We start from the raw sequence: 26403 nt of genomic DNA, 5'->3' as shown, positions 1-26403 counted from the left end.
CGACGCGGACGGGCCACAGCCGCAGCGTCGGCACCCAGACAGCAAGGTGAGGAGCAGCGCGCCGATGACCACCGAAGGCACCGTGCCGACCGGGAGCCGCACCGAGGCGGCCGTTGAACCGGGAACCCACTCGACCCTGCCTGCCACGGCCGGCGAGACCTCGGCGGCCACCCCGTGGCCCCTGCATGTCCTGTCTGAGAAGCTCAAGGCCCACATCGAGCGTGCCCCGGCCGCCTGGGTCGAGGGCCAGGTGATCGAGTTCAACCGCCGCAACGGGCTGTCCTTCCTCACCCTCCGCGACGTCGACACCGAAGTGTCCCTCTCTGTCACGGTCTTCAGCAGTGTCCTGGACCGGCTCGCCCTGCCCCTTGAACAGGGCACCCGCGTGGTCGCCCAGCTGAAGGCTGACTTCTGGGTCAAAACGGGACGGCTGTCCATGCAGGCCCGGGACATCCGCCCGGTCGGGCTCGGGGACCTGCTGGCCCGGATCGAGCGGCTGCGGCGGCTGCTGAGCGCCGAGGGCCTTTTCTCGGCCCAGCGCAAGCGGCGGCTCCCCCTGCTGCCGCACCGCATCGGCCTCATCACCGGCCGCGGCTCCGACGCCATGAAGGACGTGATGCGCAATGCCGCCCTGCGCTGGCCGGCCGTGGACTTCGAGGTGCGCGAGGTTGCCGTCCAGGGCCCCGGCTGCGTCCCCCAGGTGACTGCGGCGCTCGCGGAGCTCGACGCCCTCGCCGACGTCGACGTGATCATCATTGCCCGTGGCGGCGGCTCGCTCGAGGACCTCCTGCCATTCAGCAGCGAAGAGATGGTCCGCGCGGTGGCCGCCGCACACACCCCGGTCGTAAGCGCCATCGGGCACGAAGCGGATCGGCCGTTGCTGGACGAGGTGGCCGACCTGCGCGCCTCCACCCCCACCGACGCCGCCAAACGGGTTGTCCCCGATGTGGCCGAGGAGCTGAACCGGATCGGCCAGGCCCGGTCGGCACTCACCCGCTCCCTGGGGCAGCTCCTGGCGAGGGAAACCGAGGGACTCAACCAGCTGCGGTCCCGGCCCTCCCTGGCCCGGCCGGAGGGGATGATCGACGTGCGCGAAGCCGACATCGAACGGCTGCGCAACCGCGCGCACCTTTCGGTGGACTCCGCCGTCACCCGTCACGCCGATGGAGTGCGGCACCTGCGCGCCCAGGTGCGCGCCCTCTCACCACAGAACACCCTCGACCGCGGCTACGCCGTCGTGCAGCGCGGGGACGGGAGCGTGGTGCTCGAGGCGGCGACGGTGCCGGCCGGAACCGACCTATCGATCAAGGTGGCGGTCGGGCGGCTGTCCGCCCGGGCCACCGGCACTCTGCCCGACCCCACCTCAGGGGGCTCCCCCGGGGAGCCACCCGCCACCCGCACGACGGCGGCACCGGAAAGCCCGGAGCCGCCAGGAAAGGAAAACCCATGAGCCAGCCGGCCGAAACCGCACCTGGAGACATCTCCTCCCTGTCGTATGAGCAGGCACGGGAGGAACTGGTGAACGTCGTGTCCAGGCTCGAGGCCGGCGGCGTCAGCCTCGAGGAGTCGCTCGCCCTGTGGGAGCGCGGCGAGGCGCTGGCGGACCGCTGCGAGGACTGGCTCGAAGGGGCCAAGAAGCGCCTTGCCGCGGCGCGAGACCGGGCCGAGAACGGCACCCGGCCCTCCCCCTAGGACGCGGCCAGGCGCTGCTTTTCGGCCTTCACGTCGAAGTGCGCCTCCGGCCAGCTTAGTTCCAGGTCGGCCAGGGCCGAGGCCAGCAGCTGCTGGACGGCCAGGCGGGCGTACCACTTCGCATCCGCGGGCACCACGTACCAGGGCGCCTCGGGGGTGCTGGTGCGTGCAATCGCCGTCGCATAGGCCTCCTGGTAGTCCTCCCAGTGGGCGCGTTCGTCGACGTCGCCGGGGTTGTACTTCCAGTATTTGTCCGGCCGGTCCAGGCGCTCGGCGAGGCGGAGCTTCTGCTCCTCCTTGCTGATGTGGAGCATGACCTTCAGCACCCGCGTGCCGGCGGCGGCTAGTCCCTCCTCGAACTCGGTGATCGCACCGTACCGGCGTTCGACCTCCTCCGCCGAGGACAGCCCCCGGACCTTGTGGACGAGCACATCCTCGTAGTGTGAACGATCGAAGACGCCGATCATGCCCGGGCCGGGCAGCTGCTTCTGGATCCGCCACAGGAAGTCGTGCCGGCGTTCGGCGGCGGTGGGGGCCTTGAAGGCGTGGTGGTGCACGCCCTGGGGGTCGACGGCCCCGATGACGTGCCGCACGATACCGCCCTTGCCTGCGGTGTCCATCGCCTGCAGGATCAGCAGCACCGAGGAGCCCCCGCCCTGGCGGCTCTCGGCGAACAGCTGCTCCTGGGCGTGGGACAGCGCCTTCGTCCCCTTCTCCAGCGCGGCCTTGCCCTTCTTCTTGCCGTGCTGAAAGCCGGGAGTGGACTGCGGGTCCGCATCCGCGAGCCGGAAGTCCGGCCCGGCAAACAGAAGCGTGCGCGGGTCCGTATCGAACACGGAACGGTCCATGGTGTCTCCTTGCCGTTGGTGTTACTGCTTATATGACCCTAGGAATTCGGCGAGCCGCCCCACGGCGTCTTCGATGACCTCGACGCTGGGCAGGGTGACCATCCGGAAATGGTCCGGGTTGATCCAATTGAACGCCCGTCCGTGCGAGATCAGGATCTTTTGCTGCTTGAGCAGGTCAAGGGCGAATTTCTCGTCATCCCGGATCGGGTACACCTCGGGGTCGAGGCGCGGGAAGAGGTAGAGGGCGCCGGCCGCGGGCTCGCAGCTCACCCCGGGAATGGCGTTCAAAAGTTCGGTGGCCTTATCGCGCTGCGCCTTGAGCCGCCCGCCGGGCAGGATCAGATCGTTGATGCTCTGGTAGCCACCGAGGGCCGTCTGGATGGCGTGCTGCGCCGGAACGTTGGCGCACAGGCGCATGTTGGCCAGCAGGTTGATCCCCTCGATGTAGTCCTCGGCGTCCTCCTTCGGGCCGGAGATGGCCATCCAGCCGCTGCGGAACCCGGCGATGCGGTAGGCCTTGGAGAGCCCGCTGAAGGTCAGGCACAGCACGTCGTCGCCGGTGACCGAGGCGGCGTTCACGTGCACGGCGTCGTCGTAAAGGATTTTCTCGTAGATCTCGTCGGCGAAGATGATCAGACCGTGCTCGCGGGCCAGCGCCACCACGCCCTCGATCACGTGCCGCGGGTAGACCGCGCCGGTCGGGTTGTTCGGGTTGATCAGCACGATCCCCTTGGTGGCAGGGCTGATCTTGGCGGCCATATCCTCGAGGTCGGGCCACCAGTGGTTCTCCTCGTCGCACAGGTAGTGCACCGCGGTGCCGCCGGCCAGGCTCGCCGACGCCGTCCACAGCGGATAGTCGGGGGTGGGCACGAGGATCTCGTCGCCGTTGTTGAGCAGGGCCTGCAGCGAGAGGGTGATCAGCTCGCTGACCCCGTTGCCGAGGTACACGTCGTCGATGTCGATGTTCTGGATGCCGCGGCCCTGGTAGTACTGCACGACGGCGGTCCGGGCCGAGAAGATCCCCCGGGAGTCGCTATACCCCTGGGACTTGGGCAGGTTGCGGATCATGTCCACGAGGATCGCGTCGGGGGCCTCGAAGCCGAACGGCGCGGGATTGCCGATGTTAAGTTTCAGGATCCGGTGGCCCTGGGCCTCCATGATCTTCGCGTGCTCAAGCAGCGGCCCCCGGATGTCGTAGAGCACATTGTGGAGCTTGTCGGACTGCCTGTACTTTGCCATTCGTTCAGGATGCCACAGCAGGGGCCCGGTACGCGGAATTGCCGCGTACCGGGCCCCCGAAGACGCGCCGGCCGGAGTCAGGAGCCGGCCAGGCCCTTCTCCTCAAGCCAGCCCGCCGCCGCGTCGGACGGGTTGCGCTTCTCATCCCCGCTGACCTGGCGGTTGAGGTTGATCAGGTCCTCGGTGGTCAGCTCGGCCGAAACCTCGTTGAGGACCGCCCTGGCGTCCTCTCCCACGGTGTCGAGGTTCACCACCGGCACGACCTGCTGGGCGAGCCAGTTGTTCTTGGGGTCCTCGAGCACCACGAGGTCGTTGTCCACGATGGACGGCGTGGTGGTGAAGATATCGGCCACCTGGATGTCGTCGTTCAACAGCGCCTCCAGCGTGATGGCTCCGCCGCCGTCGTTGATGGCTTCGAACCCTGCGGGCTCGCAGCCGTACCTCTCCTTCAGTCCGGGCAGGCCGTAGGAGCGCTCGCGGAACGTGCCCGGCGCGCCGATGATAAGCTCCCCGCACACCTCGCCCATGTCCGCCATTGACTTTAGGCCGTATTTCTCGGCCGTCTCCTTGGTGACCACCATCGCGTCCTTGTTCTCGGCCTCGGAGGCCTCGAGGACTCCGAGGTTGGCATCGGGGATCCGGGCGTCCAACGCCTCGGGCAGGGCCGCCACAATCTCCTCGGCGGACTCCGCCGTCGCCTCGGGGTCGGCGAACAGCAGGAGGTTGCCGCTGTAGTCGGGCACGACGTGGACCGAGCCCTCCTCCACGGCCGCCATATAGATTTCCCGGGACCCGATGTTCAGCTTCGTGCCCGCGTCGATGCCCTCGGCCTTCAGGGCGCCGGCGTAGATCTCGGCGATGATCTGGCTCTCGGGGAAGTCAGCCGATCCGACGACGATAGAGCCGCCGGCCCCATCGCCACCTGGTCCGGCCGCGGGGTCGCTGTTCCCGCCGCAGGCCGTCACCGCCAGCAGGCCCGTCAGGGCCAGCCCCGACAGGGTGAGCCGTCCGGCGTGCAGGGCAGAAAGATTTTTCATGGTGTTCCTCCGAGTCCGCTGGCGGCGGCGGACCGCCGGCCAGGTTCCTGTAGTGCCACCGGTCCACGATCCGCCCCGCCGTTTTCGCCGGCGGGGCGGATCGTGCACCGGCTCGTGAGGAGGCCCGCGGCGATGAGGAACACGCCGGGGACCACCGCCCCTTCGGCAGGGACCCGTCGTGTCCCTGCCGAAGGTGCTGCCCGCCGGGGAGACCGGTTGCCCGGACTCCTAGCCGGCGAGGCCCTTTTCCTCCAGCCAGTCCGCTGCCGCGTCTGCCGGATTGCGCTTCTCGTCGCCGCTGACCTGGCGGTTGAGGTCGATGAGGTCCTCGGTGGTCAGCTGGGACGAGACCTCGTTGAGGACGTTCCGGGCGTCCTCGTTCACCGTGTCGAGGTTGACCAGCGGAAGAACCTGCTGGGCGATGAACAGGTTCTCGGGGTCCTCAAGGACCACGAGGTCGTTGTCCTCGATCGACGGGGTCGTGGTGTAGATGTCAACCACCTGGACGTCATCGTTGAGGAGCGCCTCCAGGGTGACGGCCCCGCCGCCGTCGTTGATCGACTCGAAGCCTCCCGGCTCGCAGCCGTACTTTTCCTTAAGGCCGGGCAGGCCGTAGGAGCGCTCCTGGAAGGTGCTGGGGGCACCGATCGTGAGCTCACCGCAGACCTCGCCCATGTCCGCGATGGACTTCAGTCCGTATTCCTCGGCGGTGGCCGGAGTCACCACCATCGCGTCCTTGTTCTCGGCCTCGGACGGTTCGAGGATTCCGAGGTTGACGTCCGCCGACTTCGCCTCGAGCGCATCCGGCAGGGCCTCCGCGATGTCCTCGGCAGACTCCGCCGTCGCCTCGGGATCCACGAACAGCAGGAGGTTGCCGCTGTAGTCGGGCACGATGTCGACCGAGCCTTCCTCAACGGCGCTGTAGTAGATCTCCCGGGACCCGATGTTCAGCTTCGTGCTCGCGTCGATGCCCTCGGCCTTCAGCGCGCCGGCGTAAATCTCGGCGATGATCTGGCTTTCGGGGAAGTCCGCAGACCCGATGACAACGGAACCGCCGCCGCCCGAAGTTTCCTCCGGCTCGGCCGCGGGGTCGCTGTTCGCACCGCAGGCAGTCAACGCCAGCAGGCCCGTCAGGGCCAGCCCCGTCAAAGCGCGCCGTCCGGCGCGGTGTACTGACAGGTTCGTCATGTTGTTCCTCCTTGTGCACTGGCGACGGCCTTCTGCCGGCCAGAATCCTGTGTCCGCACCGGTGCGCGGCGTGCCCGCAGCCCCGGTGAAACGGCAAATTTTTGGACCAGCGCCATGAGGAGGTCGACGGCGATGGCGACAACGCCGATGACCACCGCACCTCCGAAAAGGCGCCCGTAGTCGCGCAGCTGGGTGCCCTCGACGAGGAACACGCCCAGCCCGCCGAGGTTGATGTAGGCGACGACGGCGACGGTGGCCACGACCTGCAGCACCGCCGCCCGCACCCCGCCCAGGATGACGGGCAGCCCGTTGGGCACCTCGACCCGAAAAAGGATCTGCGCCTCGCTCATGCCCATGGCCCGGGCGGCGTCGACCGTGTCGCGGTTCACCGAGGAGATGCCGGCGTAGACGCCGCTGAGCACGGGCGGCACCGCGAGGAGCACCAGTGCCCAGATCGGCGGCAGCAGGCCAAGCCCGGCCAGCAGCACGAACAGGAAGACCATGCCGAGGGTCGGCAGCGCCCGCAGGATTCCGATCCCGGAGACGATGACGACCCGCCCCCTGCCGGTGTGGCCCACATACAGCCCGACTGGGACGGCGATCGCCAGCGCGATGAGCATGGTGAGGCCGGTGTAGCCCAGGTGCTCGAGAATCCGCATGGGGATCCCCCGCTCCCCCGACCAGTTCTCGGGGGCAACCAGCCACTGACCCATCTGGGCGAACAGGTTGTCGCTTGTGTAATCCATCAGGCACCCACCCGGTACGCTTCGACCGCGACGGTTCCGGGGGCGCGTCCCTTCGCCGGGGCCTGCCGGCGCCACGGGGTGACGAGCCGCTCCAGCGCGACCAGCACCAGGTCCATGACCAGGGCAAGCACCAGCGTGATGAGGATGCCGACGGCGATCTCCGTGGGGAAGGACCGGAAGAGCCCGTCGGTGAACAGCGTCCCGAGGCTCGAGACGCCGATCAGCGCCCCCACGCTGACCAGCGAGATGTTCGTCACCGAGATGACCCGCAGCCCGGCGAAGAGCACCGGGATCGACAGGGGAAAGTCGACCGTGAGGAAGCGCCGCACCGGGGTGAAGCCCATGGCGACGGCGGCCTGGCGTACGCCGTCGTCGATGGATTCCAGGGCATCGAGGGTCGAACGCACGAGCAGGGCCACGGCGTAGATGGTCAGCGCGACGATGACGTTGATCGGGCTGATGATGCTCGTGCCGAGGATCAGGGGCAGGAAGACGAACATCGCCAGGGACGGGATGGTGTAGAGGATCGAGGACAGGGTCAGGATCACCCCGCCGACCGTGCGGTTCAGCCGGGCCAGCTGGGCCAGCGGCACGGCAAAAACCACTGCGAGGACCAGCGGCACCACGGACTGGATCAGATGCTGGCCGGTGAGGCCGGCGATGAAGTCGATGTTCGCGAGGAACCAGTCCATCCCCTACACCGCCGTGTTGTGGTTGGCGCGGCCGCGGTTGACCCGCGCATCCTCGATGAGTTCGAGAATTTCGCCGGCCCGGACCGCCCCCACGACGCGCCCTTCGTCATCGACGGCCACGCCGAGGCCGGAGGGCGCTGAGAGTGCCGCGTCCAGCGCCCGCCGCAGGGTGTCCCCGCGCCGGTACAGGGACCCGCCGGGAACGAGGTCCGCCGTGTTCCGGATGGCGGAGCGCTGGTTCTGCGGCACCCACCCCTCGGGGCGGCCGCCGGCGTCGACGGCGAGGGTCCACGGGGAGGTGACGGCCGCGTCCGGGTCACCAAGCCGGTCAACCTCGATGGTCTGGATGGGGTGGATGCGCACGCCCTCGCCCTCCTGGAAGGACAGGTGGCGGAATCCGCGGTCGCGCCCGACGAAGCCCGCCACGAAGTCGCTGACCGGCGCGCGCAGGATTTCCTCGGGGGTGGCGTATTGGGCGAGGATTCCCCCGATGTTCAGGACGGCGACCTTGTCACCGAGGATGGTCGCCTCGTCGATGTCGTGGGTAACGAAAACGATGGTCTTGGCCAGGTCGCGCTGCAGGCGCAGCAGTTCCTCCTGGAGTTCCTGGCGCACCACGGGGTCCACGGCGCTGAACGGTTCGTCCATCAGCAGGATCGGCGGGTCGGCGGCGAGCGCCCGGGCGACCCCGACGCGCTGCTGCTGGCCGCCGGACAGCTGAGCCGGATAGCGCCGGCCGAGGTCCGGCGCGAGCCCGACGACTTCGAGCAGTTCGGTCGCGCGGGCCCGCGCGTCCTTCCTCGGCACGCCGTTAAGCCGGGGCACGGTCGCGATGTTGTCCAGAACGGTGCGGTGCGGCAGGAGGCCGGAGGACTGCATGACGTACCCCATCGAGCGCCGCAGGTCGGAGGCCTTGCGGTCCGCGATGTCCTCTCCGTCGACCAACACGGCCCCGGAGGTCGGCTCCACCATGCGGTTGATCATGCGCATGGTGGTGGTCTTGCCGCAGCCGGAAGGGCCAACGAGGACAGTGATGGCTCCGCGGTCAATGTCCAGGCTGAGGTTGTTTACCGCTGTTTGGCCGCCGGGATACGTCTTGGTCACTCCGCGCAGTTCGATCATCGGCCTGCGGGCCGCGCCCCCTACGCTGCGCGATGAAGTCTCGGATGTCATTGGAGCCTTGCCTTTCGTGGCAGGAGCCTGCCGGCTGACCGGCCCATCACCACCGGACTGGGTCTTGTCAATCGGTTCAAATTAGAAGTCTAGCGAGGGGTTCGCGGCAATCAAGGTTCCGTACTGCCCTATCTCGTCGAATGTGAAGGTCATCACATTGGAATGGCGCCGGGGCGCCGGCGGAGCGCAGGCGGTCGGACGTGCGGAGGTGCTGCCTACCGAGCGCAGGCGGAGGGCATGCCTACCGAGCGCAGGCGGAGGGCATGCCTACCGAGCGCAGGCGGAGGGGCTGCCTACCGGGGGCGCCCGGCGGGCCGGCCGTGCCCGGCAGGACGGGGGCGAGCCGCGTCCTGGCGCCGGTGCAGGGCCGCCAGCTCGCTGGCCATCCGCTGATAGCTGGCAAAGCGGCGTGGTTCGAGCGATCCGTCCGCGAGGGCCGCCGCGACGGCGCACCCTGGTTCGCCGTCGTGGGCGCAGTCTCGAAACCGGCAGCCGGAGGCGAGGTCGGTGATGTCGCCGAATTCGGCGTCAAGCCCCTCGTCGGCGTCCCAGAGGGCGAATCCGCGGAGCCCGGGCGTGTCGATCAGCACCACACCGCCCCGCAGGGGGATCAGGGTGCGTGCGGTGGTGGTGTGCCTGCCCTTTCCGTCGCCGGCCCGCACCCGGCCCGTGTCCTGCACCGGCTCACCCACCAGGGCGTTGACCAGTGAGGATTTTCCGGCCCCCGATGGTCCGATCAGCACGCAGGTCTCCCCGGGCCGGAGGCCGTCGGCGAGGGTGTCGCAGCCGTCCCCGGTCAGGGCGGAGGTGGTGATCACCTCGGCGGTTCCCGCCTGCTGTACTGTGGCGCCCACCACGGCGTCGTGCACGCCGGTGAGGTCCGCCTTGGTCAGCACCACCAGGGGCCGCGCCCCCGAGTCCCTGGCGGCCACGAGGGTGCGCTCCAGCCGGTTCGTTGAGAGGGGCCGGTCGATGGGCACCACGATCAGGGCCACCTCCACATTGGCCGCGACGACCTGGGCCTGTGACAAGGGCTCGTGGGCCTTCTTGCGCTGCAGGACCCCGGTGCGGGGAAGCACCCCTTCCACCTGGTCGGGGCTCCCGCTCAGCGCCACCCAGTCACCGATGGCCGCGGACCCGGCGGCCGGAACGCTCACGAGCCTGCCGGCCTCCGCCACAAGCAGCTGCCGGCGGTCCACGCGCACCACGCGGGCGGGCCGCAGCCGCTCCTGCTCCGTCACGGGCACAGGCTCGAGCTCGGGCGCGTGCCCGGGGTCCGCAGCCGGACGCGGGGCGGGAAAGGGCGCGTGGAAGTGGGATTCGAAACGGCCGCGCACCCCGTCCGTGTATCCGTAGTCCTCAAGCGTGGCCAACGGTCCGGGCCTCCCCTCAGGCGACCGGCCCGTTCCGGCCCTGCGCCGCCGGTGCCTATGCTAATCCGCGGCCGGCCTGCTGGGAATAGAGCCGGAGCCCGACGTCGACCAGCTCCACCCGGCGCAGGGCACCCACCTCGCCCAGTTCCACCCATGCGGCCTCGTCCGTCGACCCCCCGGCTTCGTGCGTGAGCGCTCCGGAGACCACGCGGGCCGCGTAGATGATGCGCAGGGCGTGCAGCGGGCGGGGGGTGCCGCTGAGGCGGCGCTCGGGGGGAACGAAGAAGCTGTCCACCCCGAGCAGGTTCCCCAGTTCGGCGTCGTACCCGGTCTCCTCCCGGATCTCACGGACGGCGGCCGCCGGGGCATCCTCGCCGAACTCCAGGCCGCCGCCGGGCAGGGTCCAGCCCGAGGCGCCCTTCTCATTCCAATGGGCCAGCAGGATCCGGCTGCCGTCAACGATCACGCCGTAGGCGCCGACCCGGACATCCCAGGCCGGCGGTCCGGTTTCGACTTCGCTCATCGGAGCAGTCTAGAGCGGGGCCGCTTCACCCGCCGCGGACCCGCCGCTGCGGGTCCGGCGGAGGAAGTCGACCCCGAGCACCGGATCCTGGGTCAGAAACACCACGTCGGTGACGCCGGCCGCCGCGAGCGGGCGCCGGATAGCCTGCTGGAGCACTGGCTGGTGCACGGCGAGGCCGCCCCCGATAACCACGGGGCCGGGCACGCCGATGACCGACACGATGTCCGCGACCAGCCCGGCCAGGTCGGCGCCGGCCGTCTCAATGAGGGAACGCGCCTCATCGTCACCGGCGGCGGCAGCAGCGAAGACCACCGGCGACTGGGAGGCCCAGTGCCGGCGGCCCAGGTCGGAGTGAAACAGGCCGATGAGTTCGGTCGGGGAGGTCACCGAGTTCGCCTCGAGGATGCGCCGGCCGAGCGCGCTCGCCTCCTGGGCGAGGTTGAAGCGGCGCAGCGTGCGGCGGATGGCCTCGCGGGTCAGCCAGTAGCCGCTTCCCTCATCGCCGAGGAGGTAGCCCCAGCCCCCGGAGCGCGCCTCGCGCCCGTCTGCGGTGATCCCCCACGCTGCCGATCCGGTACCGGCGATCACGGCGATGCCGGTGGCCGCCCCGCCCGCGGCCAGGATCAGGCGGGTGTCGTGGACGACGTCGATGTCCGCGCCCGGCGCGAAGGGCGCGATGAGTCCGCGCAGCCGGGCGGCGTCGTCCTCCGTGTCGATGCCTCCGGAGCCGGCGATGACCGTGCTGATCCGCCGCCCGCCGAGCTGGGCGAAGAGCTGCGCGAGGTTGTCGGAGGCCTCGGCGGCGCTGACGTTCTGCACGTTCGCGCTGCCGGCCTTCGCCTCGGCTGCCACCACGGTGCCCCGCCAGAGGATTCCGTGGGTCTTCGAGCCGCCGATATCGAGTCCGACCATTTCCTCGGGGGCGCCGGCGTCCGGCTCGTGGGGCTGCATACCGACCAGCCTACAAAACAAACCGGCCAGGCCGGCTCCGGCACGGCACCGCCGCGGGCGGCGGGGTGCGGCCGCCCGTCCGCGCGGGCAGGGGTCCCTGCCGCCCGGCGTCAGCCAATCGGGGGCAGCCAATCCGGGTCAGCCGGTCGGTGTCAGCCGGTCCGGTCCCGGTGTCAGCCGGCGGGCCGCTCCGGGCCTGGCATGGCGGGCCGGCGCAGGGCACCCACGAGGGCCACCGCGGCCAGGACGGTGCAGGCGCCGCCGACCACCGCGGCATAGCCCGCGACGGCGGGGTCGATGCCCCAGAAAGCGGCGGCGGCACCGAGGCCAAGGACGGGCACCGCGCTGCCGAGGTAGGTGATGACGTAGAGGGTGCTGATGATCTGGGCGTGGAGTGCCGCCTCCACCTGCAGCGAGACCCGGTTGAAGACGACCCGGAAGGCCATGCCCTGCCCCAGGCCGGCGGCGACGCAACAGCCGATCAGCAGGGGCAGGTTTCCCTGCGCGCCCGCCACCGGGAGGAGGCCCACGCCTGCGGCCATGGCGGCCAGTCCGGCGGGCACTACGAACCGGCCGCGGAGGAAGAGCAGCTGGCTCACCGCCGATGCGCCGAGCACCAGTGCGGCCAGGACTCCGATGACGGGCCGGGCGTCGGTCCCGGCCAGCGAGGCGATCCATGTGGGCGCGAGGCTCAGGGTGAACCCGAAGATGCTGAAGCTGAAGAAACCTACGGCGGCGGCCATCCAGAAGGAGTTGCGGGCAGCACGCGACACGGTGGGGCGGCGCGGACGCAGGGCGGTGAGGGGGCGTGCGGCGGCGGCCGGCTGGATCGCCGGGCGGGCGCGGAGGAGCAGGAGCGGCAGGAGCAGCACCGCGAGCACCGCTGTGTAGGCGAGGAACGGCGTCCGGGTGGGATCCGGCAGCAGCGACAGCGCGCCGCCGATCACCGGACCGGCGGCCACTCCCCCGGCGGAGGCCAGGAGCGTGAAGCGCGACGCCCAGTCGGGGCGGTGCGGCAGCAGGTCGCGCAGCGCGGCCGAGCTGGCGCCGGTGGCAAGGGCCACCGCGGCCCCCTGCAGGGACCGTCCCAGAACCAGTCCGCCCAGCGAGGACGCGCCGGCGAAGACCGCGGCTCCGAGCAGCCCGACCAGGACCGCCAGGACGAGGGCCGCCCGCCGGCCGATGTGGTCGGACCAGTGGCCGACCAGCAGCAGCCCCGCCACGAGCGTGAGGACGTAGGCGGAGAATGCCATCGTGATGTCGAACGAGGTGAGGCCCAGGTTCGCGGAGATCAGCGGATAGAGCGGGGTGGCAAGGTTGGCGCCGATCAGCAGGGTGGAGATGACGGTGACCGCGAGGACCAGCCGCGCAGCGAGCGAGGCGTCCCAGCTCCAGCGCGCCGCGGCGGATGGCTGCATGCGCAGCTCACGCAGGACACTCATGTACTTCCCGCTCCTTTTCCCAAACCCGTGCGGCGCCCGGTGGGGCGGCAGTCTCCAGAATGGGCTATCTTGAAGCTTTAGAGACAGCCGAGCCGGGCAAGTTGAGCAAAAGCGGCAACACGGACGGCCGAAGTTGATGGGAAGTGAGCTTCATGAGCAAACTCGATGCCCTGGACCTGCGGCTGCTGCTTGCACTGGTCCGGGACCCGCGGGTGCAGATCAGCGAGCTCAGCGAGACCCTCGGAATCGCCCGCAATACGGCGCAGAGCCGGATCCGGCGGCTCCTGCGGGCCGGCACCCTGCGGGCCAGCGGGCGCGAGCTGGACCTCGAGGCCCTTGGCTACGATGTGGTGGCCTTCGTAACCATCGAGGTGTCCCACCGCGAACTCGACGGTGTCATTGCGGCGCTGCGCAAGCTCAGCCAGGTCCTGGAGGTCCACGAGATCTCCGGCCGCGGCGACGTCTGGTGCAGGGTCGCGGCGACGGACACCCACCACCTGCAGTCGGGTCTCCGCTCGATCCTGCGGATCAAGGGCGTCATCCGCACCGAAACGGTCCTGGCCCTGCACGAGCACATCCCCTACCGGACCGAGCCGCTCCTGCAGAGGCTCACCGACGCTTCCGCCGGCACCTGAGCCCCGCCCGGCCACCGGCGGTGTGGCCGCGGCCGCACCGCGCCCATTCCCTCCGGACCCGCCCGCCGGGTCGACTACCCGAGACCACCCGACCTCCGCATCCACCACGACCTCAGCGTCACTACCCCCGAAGGAACCAATGAGCCTGCCATCCTCCGACACGGCCGTCAGCTACCCCGCCGGGGCGCTGACCTCGGAATCCACAATCCTGCACGTCGAGGAGCGGGCGGACGGCTCCGTGGCCGTGCTGCTCGACGCGACGGCCTGCCACCCCGTCGACGCGGCATGGCCCGACCAGGGCCCGGACCGGGCGGTCCTGGAGGTGGGCGGGTCCAGCCTGCCCATCACGGACTGCGTGGTCGGCGCCACGGACGGCAGGGAACTGTTCCTCGGAGCGGGCATCCCCGTGCGCAAGGGCACGGAAGGCTGGGCCTTCGTGGTGGCGCACCTGATCCAGGGACCGCCGCCGGCCGAAGGTGAGCGCGCGGTGGTGCGGGTGGACGGGACGCACCGGGCGGCCCTCTCGGCCGGGCACACCGGGTGCCATCTCGCCTCACTCGCCCTGAACCGGGCGCTGGCCGACCGGTGGAAAAAGGAGGTTCCGACCGACGCCCTCGGCACGTCGAACTTCGATGCGGTGGCGATCGAGACCTCCACGATCACCGAGTACGGCTCTTTGGACGTCTACCGGCTGGGCCGCTCCCTGCGGCGCAAGGGTTTCATCACCGAGGGATTCGATCCGGCGCCGGTCGAAGCCGCCCTGAACGAAACCCTCTCCGGATGGCTGGCATCGGGCGGGGCCATCCGGATCGCCCGCGATGGAGAGCGGCTCACGGACCGCCGGTACTGGGAGTGCGACCTGCCCGAGGGCTCCGTCCACATTCCCTGCGGCGGCACGCACGCCGAATCGCTCGCCGGATTCTCCAGCCTGCAGGCGTCCCTCGCCTTGGAGGAGGTCGACGGCACGCCCGTGCTCACGATGACCACCTCGGTGCTGCCCCGGCTATAGCCGCGTACAGGAGGCGCGGACGGGCCGCCAGGCCCGTCAAAGCCCGACGCCGGGCGCCTCAAGGCCTGACGCCGGCACCCTCAGCGCCGGCCGCGGGGACGGTCAGGCGCGGCGGCGCTGCAGGACGTCGTCGAGGTTGAGGCGGGTCCCGGCCGGAGCCGGCGCCGCGGCTTCCTTCGCCGCCTTAGGGGCCGAGTTCTTGATCGGGGTCCGGACGGTCGGCTTCGGCTCCGCGGGCAGCTCCAGGGGTGCCGGCGCCGAGCGCTGCGCCTTTTCGGCCGCGACATAGGTGGGCAGGGGCACCTCGACCGGCTCCCACGGGTCGGTGCCGGGTACCGGAGCCTGGGTCGATGCCGCGGGCGCGTCGGCCACCGGCACGCCTGCTGCGGCGACGGCCAGGGCTGCTGCCTTGAGGTCGGCCGCGGTCAGGCGGGCCGCGGGTGTGTCCGGGGTTCCAGCGGACGCCTCAATCGCACCGGCGGGCTTCTCGGCGTCGAACACGGTGGTCGGGCGGACCGGGGCGGGTTTGCCGCCGGCTTCCGGTGTGGCGGTGCCCGGCAGGACGGCGTCACCGGTCGACGGCGGGGCCTGGTGGAGCGGGCGGGAGGACATGGCGGCGGCGAAGGCGGCATTCACCCGGGCCCGCCGGTCGCGTACCGCCAGGGTGCGCAGGGTGGCGACGGCCGCGGCGACAATAAGGACGGCGGCGACGGGCCACCAGAAGGACACGACGGAAATCACCGCGAGGACCAGAGTTACGAGGGCTGCCGGCAGTGCGGCGGCTCCAACCAGGGCGACCGCTGCCCGCCCGCGGCGGATCTTCAGGGCAGGCCGGCGGCCGGGAACGGCCGACGAACCGGTCCGGTGTGCGGATGCGCTGCCGGCGGTGGCCGTTTTCTCCATGATGCTCCCCTGGGGAGGATGTTCCCCTGCAGTCGGTGTGGATGCCGCCGCCGGGGCGGGCACGGGGCCGCTCCGGCGGAGGAAAAACGGGACCACCCACACCAGCCAGAGACCGACGATTGCCGCCAGTACCACCGAGCTGTTCAGGGAGAAGTCCACGTTCTAAACGTAGGAGAAACAGGGGCCCCCGCGGCGCATTCCGGACGGGTGTGTCGGAGCCCACGGCGGCGTTCCATCGACCGGTCCGCAGGCCGTACCGGTCACTGCCCTATCCACCTGCCCGCTGCCGGGCAAGCCACGGCTCAAGCAGCCCCTCCGGCACCTCCTCGACGGTGAGGGCGAAGCTCCGGTGATCGGCCCACTGTCCGGCGATGTGGAGGTACCTCGGGCGGAGTCCTTCGTCCCGGAAACCCAGCTTCTCCACAACGCGCAGGCTGGCCCTGTTCTCGGGCCGGATGTTGATCTCCATCCGGTGCAGGCCCAGGGTGCTGAAGCAGTAATCCGTGGCGAGCGCCACCGCCGTCGGGGCGATCCCCCGGCCGGCCCGGCGGGAATCGACCCAGTAGCCCAGGGTCGCCGTCATTGCTGATCCCCAGATGATGCTTGATACCGTCAACTGGCCCACCAGCGGCGCCCGGCCCCCCTCGTCGGTGCGCTCGGTGATGACGAACGGAAGCCCCGTGCCCGCGCGGGCCTGCCGCTTGAGCCCCCGGACCATCTCGTGGTAGTCCGGCAGGTACCCCCCCGGTTCCGGATTCGTCGCCTCCCAGGGCGCAAGCCAGGTGGCATTGTGCCGCCGGACGGCCGTCCACTCGCGCCGGTCCGCGTGTCGGATGGGCCTGAGGGTCAGATTCCCGCTGCTGAGGGAGACCGGCCAGCCACTTTCCGCCCACACGGAAGGGCTAGCCCGTCATGTCCTGGCTGAAGTTCTTCAGCCAGACGCGCAGGTCCGGGCCTAGGTCGTCGCGCTCGGCAGCCAGAGTGACAACGGCCTTGAGGTAGCTCAGCTTGTCCCCGGTGTCGTACCGGCGGCCGCGGAAGACCACCCCGTAGACCCCGGCTCCCTCGCCGTCGGACGCGGCAAGGGTCTGCAGCGCATCGGTCAGCTGGATCTCGCCGCCGCGGCCGGGCTCGGTCGTCTCCAGGACGTCGAAGACGCGGGGGTGGAGCACATACCGGCCGATGACGGCGAGGTTCGACGGCGCCTCGTCCACCGGCGGCTTCTCGACGAGCTTATTCACGCGGACGTAGTCCTCGCCCTCGATGGCGGAGATGTCCGCGGCACCGTAGGAGCTGATCTGCGCCGGATCGACCTCGATCAGGGCAATGACGGACCCTCCGGTCTTCTGCTGGATCTCGATCATGGTCTCGAGCAGGGGGTCGCGTTCATCGATCAGGTCGTCGCCGAGCAGCACCGCGAACGGCTCGCTGCCCACATGCTGCTTGGCGCGCAGGACCGCGTGCCCGAGGCCCTTCGGATCGCCCTGGCGCAGGTAATGGATGTCGCAGAGCTCCGAGGGCAGGCGGACCGCGGCAAGCTTCTCCAGGTCGCCCTTCTCGAGGAGGGTCTGCTCAATGAAGGGGACGCGATCAAAGTGGTCCTCAAGCGCCCGCTTGTTACGCCCGGTGATCATCAGGACGTCATGGAGCCCGGCGTCGACTGCCTCCTGCACAACGTACTGAATGGCGGGCTTGTCCACCACGGGCAGCATTTCCTTCGGCATCGCCTTGGTTGCCGGCAGGAAGCGGGTTCCCAGGCCGGCGGCGGGAATGACGGCCTTGTTCACTTTTGGTCGCAAAGTCATGGGACCACACTACATAACGCGCAGGCCCATTCTGGGAGCTGTGCACAATAGGTGCATGAATATCGACCCGGCGGTACCCTCCAAAATTCAGGTGCGAGCCGACCTGCGCGCCCGGCGCCGGCACCGGGCCCCGGAGGCCCGGGAGGCCTTGTCCCGGCGGCTCGCCGAGGCGGTGCCCGAGCAGCTGCCCCGGCTGACCGGGCCGAACCGCACGGAGGAATCCCTTGTGATTGCGGCCTACCTGGGTGTGCCGCCGGAGCCTTCGACCGAGGAGCTGCTGCAGACCCTGACCGGCCTGGGTCACACGGTGATTGTGCCCATCTGCGAGCCCGACTACCGGCTCTCCTGGAGCCGGTGGTGGCCGGGGGTCCCACTGGTGAAGTCGCCCCGGGCACCGGTGATGGAACCGGAAGGCACCCGTACTCCCCTGGAGCAGCTGGCCGCCCTCGACCTGGTCCTGGTGCCGGGCCTCGCCGTGGACGCCGCGGGCTACCGGCTCGGCCAGGGCGGCGGCTACTACGACCGGTTCCTCGCCGAACTCTCCATCGAGCGCCCCAGGGTGCCCACCGCGGGCATGGTCTACCCCGATGAGTTCGTCGCCGCCGGCAGCTTCCCGGTGGAGCTTCACGACGTGCCGCTGCACGGCGTGTTCACCCCGGGCGCATACCACGGATTCGGGACACCCCCGGCATCGGTGTAGACTTAGCACTCGCCGCCCTAGAGTGCCAATCCGCCTTGGCAGGGCGCGCCCATGAGAAGTCGAATTCCAGGAGAGACCTTTGCCTACCTACGCGTACGCCTGCAAGGATTGCGGCCATACCTTCGACATCCAGCAGGCTTTTTCCGACGAATCGCTCACCGTCTGCCCCGTCTGCTCGGGTGTGCTGCGCAAGAAGTTCAACAGCGTGGGCGTCGTCTTCAAGGGCTCCGGGTTCTACCGCAACGATTCCCGCGACACCCGCTCCTCCTCCGACCCGAAAGCAACGCCGGCCGCTTCCGACGCGAAGCCGGCACCGGCTGCGGCAAAGGCGCCGGCCAAGAAGGCCGACTCCGGAGCCGCCGCCGCCGCGCCCGCGGCGGGCAAGGCCGCTTCCTGACCACCAGGCCGATCCCGGGCTTTTCCACATAGACCACCCCGGGGCCGGCGGCGCAAGCCGCCGCCCTAGGGTGGTCTTCATGTTTTCGACGCAGCGCCGGCCGGGCGGAACGCTTCGGCTTCCCTGGATGCGCAGGGCCCTGCTCCGGCACCGCCGGCTGCTGGCCGCGGTGCTGCTGTGCGCGGCGGCGGGCACCTGCGTCGAAGCGTTCCTGCCCCGCGCCGAACCCGGCACCCCGGTCATCGCCGCTGCTTCCGACCTCGCTGCGGGCACCGTCCTGGCTGCAGCGGACCTGAGGATCCTGGCCCTTCCCTCGAGCGCCGTCCCGCCGGGAGCGCAGACGCGGCGGGAGGACCTCCTCGGGCAACGGCTCGCTGCGCCCCTGCGGCGCGGGGACATCATCACCGACACCCGGCTCGTCGGACCCGGGCTGCTCACCGGCACCGCCCCCGGAACCGTCGCGGTGCCGCTGCGCCCGGCCGACCCCTCAACCGTCCGGCTCGTGGGGGCGGGCCAGCGGGTCGACGTCGTGGTGAGCACCGGCAACGGCTACGAGACGGCCGCCGCCTCCGAAGTGATCGCACGGAACCTCGCGGTGCTGTGGAGCTCACCCGGCGAGGATCCGTCGTCGGCCTGGTCCGCCTCCCCTGCCGAGGCGGGACTGGTGGTGGTGGCCGCCTCCCCGGAGGATGCCGCCGCCCTTGCCGGATCCTCAACCGCGGGCCAGGTCCACCTGGTCCTGACCGCCGGACGCTGAGCCGGCCGGGCCGGGTTAGCTCCAGTGCGGCGGGCGCTGTTCCTTGAGCCACTCGTCGCTGTCGGTCCGGGAGTCGCCCCAGGCGCGGGGATCGTCCTCTGCTGCGGTCTTGGGCAGCACCGGGTCGTCCGCGCCGGGCACCGCGGCGGCCGGCCGTGGGGCGCGGCCCTCGTCGGTTTCGTTCTTCCTCATCCGCAGTGCGTCCCTTCGGGTCCGGGGCGGTTCGTTCGCTTCGAGCAGGTCAAGGCCGAGCTCGCGGGCCGCCCGTTCGGCGCAGCCCTCCGGATCGGTGAAGACCTCGATGGTCCACAGCGGCATGTACCGCCAGCCCATGCGCTCCAGCTGCTGGGGGCGGAGCCGGCTCCGCTCGCGCACGGTCATCGCCCCGTAGCGGGCCGTGCCGTCCGACTCGATCGCCAGCGGCGCCACCGGGTAGTCGCGTTCCGGGGCCGCTGCCGCCGGGGGCCGGGTGGCCACGATGTCGAGGACGCCGCCGTAGGAGTCCTTGACCTCGGCACCGCGGGCACGCAGCCGCTCGACGAGGTCGGCGACCAGCGGGTCCGCGTTGTCCGGGGCCTGCTTCCCGGCCGGAGCGGAGGAGGGTGCCAGTTCGCTGCGGAGCAGCTCGTAGAAGTCGGCCGCTCCGTTGGTCAGCCGCTCGGGGTCGAGGTCCGCCGGCTGGAAGCAGGAGAGCACGTGCAGCCTGCGGCGGGCACGCGTCATGGCCATCACGAACTTGCGGCGGCCGTCCGGGCCGGACAGCGGACCGAAGGAGTGGAGCGCCCGCCCGTGCGGCGTCCGGCCGAATCCCAGCGAGAAGATGACGTCGTCGCGGACCAGGCCCGCGGCGCGGTCGACGGGGACCACCCGGAAGGACTCCCGGCCGGGGGCGAAGAAATCATTCGCCCACGGGAAGTTCGCCATCTGCAGGCGGATCGCCTCCCCCACCCGGGCGGCGTGCCGGGGGCTGGTGGTGACGACGGCCAGGGAGAAGCTGGGCCGGTGCCGGATGTGTTCGAAGACGAGGTCCACCACCCGGTTCACCTCCGCCGAGACGCTCTCGACGCCCTCGTGGTCCGAACTGGGCATGCCGGTGCCGTCGGGAAGGTATTCGACGACCAGGCCACGGCCGGCCCCGGAGACCTCGGAGGCCTGCGGCAGCCGCGTGAGGCGGTCCTCGTAGAAGGTGGCGCTGAGGTAGCTGCCCAGTGCGCGGTCCACTCCCCGGTAGACCACGGCCAGGGAGCGCTCCGGCAAGACGGCACGCAGCTCCTCGTAGGCACTGGGCAGCGGGTCGGACTCGGTGCGCGGGCGCTCGGGCGACTGGATTTCGATGCTGAAGCGCGTCGGCCCGGCAAGGCGGGTGTCCCCGAAGACGGCGGTCTGGCGGGCCCGGGCGATCACCGGGACGGCGCTCTGCAGCGATACCGATTCCCCGTCGAGCAGCAGCAGGGAGTCGAAGGCGGCGCCGTCCGGCAGGATCATCGGCGCCATCAGGGGGCTGACGGCCCACACGGGGAGCAGCGCCGTGGTGAGGTCGGGGTGCAGCGCGCTGAACGATTCGAGCGTGAGGGTGTCCTCCCGCAGGTGGCTGCGCAGCCGTTCGGCATCCGCGGAGTGCGCGGCGATCGCCGTGTTCCACCGCTCGGCCAGGCGCCACCGCAGGCGGGCCGCCCCGGAGGAGATATGGGCCGTATCGGCGAGCCGGAACTCGGCCTCCAGACGGCGCAGGCTGGCGCCGTCGGACATGGCGAGGTAATCGTCCCCGCTGATCATGGCCTCGAGGGCCGACTGCCACCAGGCCAGTTCGAGCTCGTCGGCAACCCGGTCCTCGGACACCTCGCGCGCCGCAAGGTCCTCGAGCAGTTCGCCGAGCCCGTGTTCCCTCATCTCGTCGAGCAGCAGGGTGCGCTCCGGGAGCGCCTCGAGGGTTTCCCGGTCCGCGGCGAGGGCCGCGAGCCGCTTCTCAAGGTCATCGAGCTCACACGAGGGCAGATCCGGGGTGCCCTGGGCGGCACGGAGGATGCGGCTGAGTTCCTCCAGCCGGCCCTGGACGCCCTTGTAGAAGCTGTTGATCTCGGCCAGGCCGGTCGGCACCGAAGGGTGGCGTTCGGTCTTGGCGTACCGCGTCCACAGCGTGCGCTGGTCCTGGACGTCGACCAGGGAGGAGTGGAGGTCGGCGATGTGCACCCCGGGACGCACGTACTCCTTGGCGACCCGCCGAAGCCGTGAGCGGGTCATCGAAGTCATCTCGATGGCACGCTCGCGCCGCCAGGACGAGGGGGCGGTGGCCGAGATGAGGTCGGTCACCGGGCGGTCGAAGATGTCGGGGGTGAACTTGTCGAGGCTGGCGCGGACCGCCACGAGCAGTTCGAGCTGCTCCCCCCATTCCCGGAAGGTCCTGCCCAGGGTGATGTGGGAGTGTTCGGCGACGCGCAGCACCTTCGCACGCAGCAGCGGAATGTCGCGGGACAGGTCGGAGGCCAGGGCGTGGGCGTGCTCGGTCTCCTTGCGGTTCAGCAGCTGCGCCCCGAACCAGGGGCTCTCGGTCGAGGCCTTGCTGAAGCTGCCGAGCTCCGCCGCGCGCCGCAGCCGGGTGGCCAGCTCCGCGCGGTCGGCGATGTTGTCGAGCACGCTGCGCTTCAGCCGCACCGTCGTCGAGGGTGCCGGATCGAGGGCGGTGAGCGCGGCGAGGGACTGCATGGCCTGGTACGGCGAGCAGTTCCAGCGGCTGCGGACATTGTGGAGGGACCGCACGTGCTCGAGGAGTTTATGCCGGTGCCCTACGAGGGTCGCGTGAAGGGTCTCCACCGACGGCGCGGCGGCCTTCTCGTTGCGCACGATCGCCCGGATCACGCTGTCCTTGAGCTGCTGGGGGTCGACCTGCCCGTTGAGCTGGAGGACCAGGGAGCCGAGGTTGAGCGCTTCGAGGTCCTGCACGAACTCGTGCAGGGTTCCACGGCGCTCGGCGCTGACGAGGACGCTCCGGCCCTGGCCGGCCAGCAACGCGGCGGCGTTGAGGGCCGTCTGGGTCTGTCCAGTGCCCGGCGGCGTGGCGACCGCCACCGAATGCCCGGCGCCGATCAGGTCAAGGACGCCCTGCTGGGCGGTGTCGGCGTCGAGGATCAGCAGTTCATCGGCCGGGTCGCGCTCGTCGACCGGACTGAAGTCGGCCTCGGGCTCGGTCACCTCGACGCCCCCGTCGCGGGCGGCCGACAGCAGGGCGGACAGGACGGGGTGGTCGGGCTGGATGGCCTCGTCCTCGACGATGTCGGCGAGGTCGGCGAAGGTGGAGACGAGCAGGCGGTGTTCGACGGAGATCCCGCGGACGCCGTCGGTGAGGTGCCGCAGGCGGTCGAGCACCGGGTGCGGATCGAACCGGGCGGTGCCGTAGGCGAGCCGGGGCAGCGCCTCGGCGTCGAGGTGGATGCCCTGGATGTCGCCGAAGTGGCGCACCAGCGCCGGATTCAGGCGTGCCTGCTCGGTCAGCTGCAGCTCGTAGTCGTCCTGGGAGGGGTGGACGGTGAGTGACATTCCGGTCAGCAGCACCGGGGCATTGAGCGTCTCCGACCGGCCGGCGTCGTCGACGGTGCGCCAGGACGCGGTCCCTGCCGCGAGGTGGCCGACGTCGATGCCGCGTTCGGTGCCCAGTTCGAAGATCTTCGCCCGCAGCGCACGGGCCGCCGACTTCGCCGCGTTGTACTGCACCGGATCGCGCAGCAGGGTCGAGAGCCGGGTCCGGCGTCCCGCCAGCAGCTGGGCCAGCCCGGAGGGGTGCGCGTGGGTCAGGTCGATGCTCGTGCCGGCGGAGGGCCGGAAATGCAGGAGCGTGTCCCCGGAGACCTGGGGACCGAGCTGATCCAGCCAGGGCAGGAGGAAATCCTCAGCCGAATCCCCGGAGTCCTGCTCTGGCACGGCTGTCCTCTTCCCTGCATCGTCACGCGCTGATCTTGACCAAATTGGCATATCTTCCAAGCTATCCGAAATGAATCCGAAGCGGCCGCATAGCAACGCGGCGCACGGCGAAATCCGCTGGTTGGAGAACCGTCAGCGGCCGCGGGCTACTCCCACTCGATGGTTCCCGGCGGCTTGCTGGTCACGTCGAGGACCACCCGGTTGACGCCCTCCACCTCATTGGTAATCCGGTTGGAGATCCGGGCCAGCAGGTCGTAGGGCAGGCGGGACCAGTCGGCGGTCATGGCATCTTCGCTGGAGACCGGGCGCAGCACGATCGGGTGGCCGTAGGTGCGCCCGTCGCCCTGCACGCCCACGCTGCGCACATCGGCCAGCAGGACCACCGGCATCTGCCACACCTCGTTGTCCAGTCCCGCGGCGGTCAGTTCGGCTCGGGCGATGGCGTCGGCCTTGCGCAGCAGCTCGAGGCGTTCGTGCGTCACCTCGCCGACGATTCGGATGCCGAGTCCCGGGCCGGGGAACGGCTGGCGCCCGACGATCTCGGCGGGCAGCCCCAGCTGCGCTCCGACGGCGCGGACCTCGTCCTTGAACAGGGTGCGCAGGGGCTCCACCAGTTCGAACTGGAGGTCCTCGGGAAGCCCGCCCACGTTGTGGTGGCTCTTGATGTTCGCCGCGCCCTCGCCGCCGCCGGACTCCACCACGTCGGGGTAGAGGGTTCCCTGGACGAGGAAGCGGATTTTTTCGCCGTGGGCCTCGGCCTCGGCGATGATGGCCCGCTCGGCCTCCTCGAAGGCGCGGATGAACTCGCGTCCGATGATCTTGCGCTTGGTCTCGGGGTCAGAGACCCCTTCGAGCGCCTTGAGGAAGCGCTCCTGCTCGTTGGCGACGTAGAGCTTGACGCCGGTCGCGGCCACGAAATCCCGTTCGACCTGTTCGGCCTCGCCTTCGCGCAGCAGCCCGTGGTCGACGAAGACGCAGGTGAGCTGGTCCCCCACCGCGCGCTGCACGAGCGCCGCGGCGACGGCGGAGTCAACACCGCCGGAGAGGCCGCAGATGACGCGGGCGTCCCCGACCTGGGCGCGGATCCGCTCGACCTGCTCCTCGAGGATGTTCCCGGTGGTCCAGTTGGGGCGGAGGCCCGCACCCTCGAACAGGAAGTTTTCGAGGACGCGCTGGCCGTACCGGGAATGCTTCACCTCGGGGTGCCACTGCACCCCGTACAGGCTCTTCTCCTCGTGGGCGAAGGCCGCCACCGGTGCGCCGGCGGTGCTGGCCAGCACCTCGAACCCGGCCGGAGCCGCCTGGACGCTGTCGCCGTGGCTCATCCACGCGTTCTGGTTCTCCGGGGTGCCGCTGAGGATCGAGCGGGCTTCCCCTTCGGCGGTGACATCGGTGGACCCGTATTCGCGCAGCCCGGTCTTCGCGACGGTGCCGCCGAGGGCCGCAGCCATGGCCTGGAACCCGTAACAGATGCCCAGGACCGGAACACCGGCCTCGAACAGGTCCGCCTCCACCTTGGGGGCGCCTTCGGCGTACACGCTCGCCGGGCCGCCCGAGAGAATGATCGCCACCGGGTTCTTAGCCAGGATCTGCTCGGTGGTGAGGCTCGAGGGCACGATCTCCGAGTACACGTCTGCCTCCCGCACGCGCCGGGCGATCAGCTGGGCGTACTGGGCGCCGTAATCGACGACGAGGACCGGGCGGTGTTCAGGACTGGGGGGAGGTGTAGTCACGCATTAACAATAGTCGCGGCGGGGTGCGCCCCGCACATTGGCACCCCCGGTCCCCGGACGATCGGTGACCTGGTGACGGGCCGGTGGCTGGCAGGGGACGGGCCCGGCTGCGGACCCGGTCCCACAGTGCCGCCAGGCCGGCCGCTGGGCCCGCGCCGGGCCGGCCGGTCAGTAGCGGGGGGCCGCTTCGGGGTGGGAGGCGAGGTCCGCCTCGGCCTCCCGGTGCACGCGCCGTTCCACGATGAAGGACAGCAGCGGCACCACTCCGCCGAGTGCGATCAGGAGGAAGCGCGAGAACGGCCAGCGGAGGAACTGCCACAGCCGGAAGTCCGCGATCAGGTACACGACATAGAGCCAGCCGTGGACGATCAGCACCGCTTTGGAGAGGTTGAAGCCGCCCGAGGCGTCGGCCTCCGCCTCGGACAGGAACTGCAGGCCCGCCCCGCCGCCGGCGACGATCTCGGCATTGAACCCGTACTTGGCCACCATTTCGACGACGACGAGCAGCAGCATGACACCGGTGGCGTAGGCGAGCAGCTTGTAGAAGCTGAGGGCCGAGCGGATCTGGGCGTGGGTCCCCCCGAACCTCCGTTTCGCGGCGGGCTTCGGGGAGGTGCCTTGCTTATTCACGTGTTCCTGCTTCCGTTGGGTGGGTGGCGCCGGGGCGGGCGGCGCCGTCGTCGTCTGCTTCGGCGGGGACCTCGGCGGCCGGTTCATCCGACGCTGTGTCGTTGTCGAAGTCATTCCGGGTGCTGCCGGCGCCGGCCGCGGCGGGCTCTTCGTCCTGGTCCCCGAGTCCGTCCTCGTCGTCCTCGTCGTCCTCGTCGTCCTCGTCGTCCTCGTCGTCCTCGAAACTCCGCCGGTAGTCGTCGGCGACGAGCCGCCACCAGAGGAAGAAGGCGAAACCGGCGAAGACGACCCATTCCACGGCGTAGAAGATATTGAGCCAGTTGACCGGCCGCTCCTGCGGCTGGGGCGCCACCTCCACGGCCGCCAGCGGCGCCGGCACGGGGACCGCCTCTCCGTCAACGGTGATGGAGGCGGACGCGATGAAGGCCGCATAGGAGGGACGGTCCCACACATTGACGAGTTCCGCGGTGGCCAGGGCGGCCACCTGGCCCTCCACGGGATCCGCGGCAACCGGACCCTCGGCGGGGAGGAGGCGTCCGGTGAGGGCGGCCGGGCCGGTGAGTTCGGGCACGCGCGCCGCGGCGCCGGCGTCGGGCACCCACCCATGCACCACGGGGATGACCACCGGTTCCTGCGCTTCGCCGCCGGCTTCCGCGGTGGAGCCCGGGGCGCCGTCGACGGCGAACGCCGAGATCAGCCACAGCCCCTCGCGCCCGTCCTGGAGCCGCTCGCGGACCAGGAGGCGGGTGCCGGGCAGGAACTGTCCCTCGGCCGAGACCATCTGGTCGGCGGAGGTTCCCGTCAGGGGCGAGCCGGGGGCGATCACGCCGGTCAGCGGGCGGACGGTTTCGGTGGCGGCCGGAGCCTCGGGCCCCTGCTGCCGGGAGTTGGAGAACTGCCACTGGCTGAGCAGGACAAAGACCGCGGCAAGGGCCATCACCAGGATCAGCGTCAGGATCCAGCGGGGCTTGAGCGCGGTCTTCAGCACCCATTAAAGGTACTTCGCACCCGTGTA

The 26403-nt window shown here is 70.5% G+C and carries 25 protein-coding genes; 7 read left to right on the top strand and 18 right to left on the bottom strand.

Annotation, left to right across the window (positions count from 1 at the left end):
* Positions 1 to 64 precede the first annotated feature (64 nt).
* Both xseA and GVV86_RS02220 read left to right on the top strand, forming a co-directional pair.
* Complete coding sequence (gene xseA, locus GVV86_RS02225; protein WP_159617537.1) at positions 65 to 1450, top strand: exodeoxyribonuclease VII large subunit; 1386 nt, start codon at positions 65 to 67, stop codon at positions 1448 to 1450.
* Entirely contained in the window at positions 1447 to 1692 is a 246-nt protein-coding gene (locus tag GVV86_RS02220) for an exodeoxyribonuclease VII small subunit (RefSeq protein ID WP_159617538.1), read from the top strand. Before xseA ends, GVV86_RS02220 begins: the two co-directional genes overlap by 4 nt.
* Here the strand turns inward: GVV86_RS02220 and GVV86_RS02215 are convergent.
* The 11 genes from GVV86_RS02215 to GVV86_RS02165 all read right to left on the bottom strand — a co-directional run bounded on the left by GVV86_RS02215 (position 1689) and on the right by GVV86_RS02165 (position 12904).
* Positions 1689 to 2540, bottom strand: coding sequence for a PPK2 family polyphosphate kinase (locus GVV86_RS02215; protein ID WP_159617539.1), 852 nt, complete (start codon positions 2538 to 2540; stop codon positions 1689 to 1691). The two genes, GVV86_RS02220 and GVV86_RS02215, sit on opposite strands and share 4 nt — an antisense overlap.
* A gap of 21 nt (positions 2541 to 2561) precedes the next feature.
* The gene (locus GVV86_RS02210; protein WP_159617540.1) at positions 2562 to 3779 is read right to left on the bottom strand and encodes a pyridoxal phosphate-dependent aminotransferase; all 1218 of its coding nucleotides are present in this window, start codon (positions 3777 to 3779) and stop codon (positions 2562 to 2564) included.
* A 77-nt stretch (positions 3780 to 3856) separates the two neighbouring features.
* Positions 3857 to 4816 (bottom strand): ABC transporter substrate-binding protein, encoded by a 960-nt coding sequence (locus tag GVV86_RS02205; protein ID WP_159617541.1) that lies wholly within the window; start codon positions 4814 to 4816, stop codon positions 3857 to 3859.
* A 228-nt stretch (positions 4817 to 5044) separates the two neighbouring features.
* The gene (locus tag GVV86_RS02200; protein ID WP_159617542.1) at positions 5045 to 6004 is read right to left on the bottom strand and encodes an ABC transporter substrate-binding protein; all 960 of its coding nucleotides are present in this window, start codon (positions 6002 to 6004) and stop codon (positions 5045 to 5047) included.
* Entirely contained in the window at positions 6001 to 6750 is a 750-nt protein-coding gene (locus GVV86_RS02195) for an ABC transporter permease (protein WP_159617543.1), read from the bottom strand. The genes GVV86_RS02200 and GVV86_RS02195 overlap by 4 nt, the downstream gene beginning before the upstream one ends.
* Positions 6750 to 7442, bottom strand: coding sequence for an ABC transporter permease (locus GVV86_RS02190; RefSeq protein ID WP_159617544.1), 693 nt, complete (start codon positions 7440 to 7442; stop codon positions 6750 to 6752). The genes GVV86_RS02195 and GVV86_RS02190 overlap by 1 nt, the downstream gene beginning before the upstream one ends.
* A 3-nt stretch (positions 7443 to 7445) precedes the next feature.
* Entirely contained in the window at positions 7446 to 8564 is a 1119-nt protein-coding gene (locus GVV86_RS02185; RefSeq protein ID WP_159617863.1) for an ABC transporter ATP-binding protein, read from the bottom strand.
* 344 nt (positions 8565 to 8908) lie between these two features.
* A complete protein-coding gene (rsgA, locus tag GVV86_RS02180; protein WP_246199694.1) occupies positions 8909 to 9988 on the bottom strand; it encodes a ribosome small subunit-dependent GTPase A in 1080 nt (359 codons plus the stop codon).
* 55 nt (positions 9989 to 10043) lie between these two features.
* Complete coding sequence (locus tag GVV86_RS02175; protein ID WP_159801120.1) at positions 10044 to 10511, bottom strand: NUDIX hydrolase; 468 nt, start codon at positions 10509 to 10511, stop codon at positions 10044 to 10046.
* A 9-nt stretch (positions 10512 to 10520) separates the two neighbouring features.
* Entirely contained in the window at positions 10521 to 11462 is a 942-nt protein-coding gene (locus GVV86_RS02170; protein WP_246669847.1) for an N-acetylglucosamine kinase, read from the bottom strand.
* A 173-nt stretch (positions 11463 to 11635) separates the two neighbouring features.
* Entirely contained in the window at positions 11636 to 12904 is a 1269-nt protein-coding gene (locus GVV86_RS02165) for an MFS transporter (RefSeq protein WP_159801118.1), read from the bottom strand.
* A gap of 152 nt (positions 12905 to 13056) precedes the next feature.
* Between GVV86_RS02165 and GVV86_RS02160 the strand changes: the two genes are divergently transcribed.
* The gene (locus GVV86_RS02160; RefSeq protein WP_201291323.1) at positions 13057 to 13539 is read left to right on the top strand and encodes an Lrp/AsnC family transcriptional regulator; all 483 of its coding nucleotides are present in this window, start codon (positions 13057 to 13059) and stop codon (positions 13537 to 13539) included.
* Positions 13540 to 13678: 139 nt separating this feature from the next.
* The gene (locus GVV86_RS02155; RefSeq protein ID WP_159801114.1) at positions 13679 to 14548 is read left to right on the top strand and encodes an alanyl-tRNA editing protein; all 870 of its coding nucleotides are present in this window, start codon (positions 13679 to 13681) and stop codon (positions 14546 to 14548) included.
* Positions 14549 to 14650: 102 nt separating this feature from the next.
* Here GVV86_RS02155 and GVV86_RS02150 read toward each other — a convergent pair whose 3' ends face one another.
* From GVV86_RS02150 to galU, 3 genes are all read right to left on the bottom strand, one after another.
* Positions 14651 to 15610, bottom strand: coding sequence for a hypothetical protein (locus tag GVV86_RS02150; RefSeq protein WP_159801112.1), 960 nt, complete (start codon positions 15608 to 15610; stop codon positions 14651 to 14653).
* Between the two features lie 109 nt (positions 15611 to 15719).
* Complete coding sequence (locus GVV86_RS02145) at positions 15720 to 16346, bottom strand: GNAT family N-acetyltransferase (RefSeq protein ID WP_159801110.1); 627 nt, start codon at positions 16344 to 16346, stop codon at positions 15720 to 15722.
* 7 nt (positions 16347 to 16353) lie between these two features.
* Positions 16354 to 17256 (bottom strand): UTP--glucose-1-phosphate uridylyltransferase GalU, encoded by a 903-nt coding sequence (gene galU / locus GVV86_RS02140; protein WP_159617552.1) that lies wholly within the window; start codon positions 17254 to 17256, stop codon positions 16354 to 16356.
* Positions 17257 to 17311: 55 nt separating this feature from the next.
* Between galU and GVV86_RS02135 the strand changes: the two genes are divergently transcribed.
* From GVV86_RS02135 to cpaB, 3 genes are all read left to right on the top strand, one after another.
* The gene (locus tag GVV86_RS02135) at positions 17312 to 17956 is read left to right on the top strand and encodes a 5-formyltetrahydrofolate cyclo-ligase (RefSeq protein WP_159801108.1); all 645 of its coding nucleotides are present in this window, start codon (positions 17312 to 17314) and stop codon (positions 17954 to 17956) included.
* A gap of 79 nt (positions 17957 to 18035) precedes the next feature.
* Complete coding sequence (locus GVV86_RS02130) at positions 18036 to 18353, top strand: FmdB family zinc ribbon protein (RefSeq protein WP_159617554.1); 318 nt, start codon at positions 18036 to 18038, stop codon at positions 18351 to 18353.
* 79 nt (positions 18354 to 18432) lie between these two features.
* Entirely contained in the window at positions 18433 to 19110 is a 678-nt protein-coding gene (gene cpaB / locus GVV86_RS02125; RefSeq protein WP_246199695.1) for a Flp pilus assembly protein CpaB, read from the top strand.
* A gap of 15 nt (positions 19111 to 19125) precedes the next feature.
* Here cpaB and GVV86_RS02120 read toward each other — a convergent pair whose 3' ends face one another.
* The 4 genes from GVV86_RS02120 to GVV86_RS02105 all read right to left on the bottom strand — a co-directional run bounded on the left by GVV86_RS02120 (position 19126) and on the right by GVV86_RS02105 (position 26376).
* Positions 19126 to 23076, bottom strand: a complete 3951-nt coding sequence (locus GVV86_RS02120; RefSeq protein ID WP_159801106.1) for a DUF4011 domain-containing protein — start codon at positions 23074 to 23076, stop codon at positions 19126 to 19128.
* Between the two features lie 95 nt (positions 23077 to 23171).
* The gene (guaA, locus tag GVV86_RS02115) at positions 23172 to 24758 is read right to left on the bottom strand and encodes a glutamine-hydrolyzing GMP synthase (protein WP_159617556.1); all 1587 of its coding nucleotides are present in this window, start codon (positions 24756 to 24758) and stop codon (positions 23172 to 23174) included.
* A 168-nt stretch (positions 24759 to 24926) separates the two neighbouring features.
* The gene (locus tag GVV86_RS02110; protein WP_246669846.1) at positions 24927 to 25388 is read right to left on the bottom strand and encodes a DUF3817 domain-containing protein; all 462 of its coding nucleotides are present in this window, start codon (positions 25386 to 25388) and stop codon (positions 24927 to 24929) included.
* Positions 25381 to 26376 (bottom strand): SURF1 family protein, encoded by a 996-nt coding sequence (locus GVV86_RS02105; RefSeq protein WP_159801102.1) that lies wholly within the window; start codon positions 26374 to 26376, stop codon positions 25381 to 25383. The genes GVV86_RS02110 and GVV86_RS02105 overlap by 8 nt, the downstream gene beginning before the upstream one ends.
* Positions 26377 to 26403 lie beyond the last annotated feature (27 nt).

The organism is Arthrobacter zhaoguopingii (assembly GCF_009828595.1).
Taxonomy (GTDB): domain Bacteria; phylum Actinomycetota; class Actinomycetes; order Actinomycetales; family Micrococcaceae; genus Arthrobacter_D; species Arthrobacter_D zhaoguopingii.
This window is presented reverse-complemented; position numbering and strand designations above follow the sequence as displayed.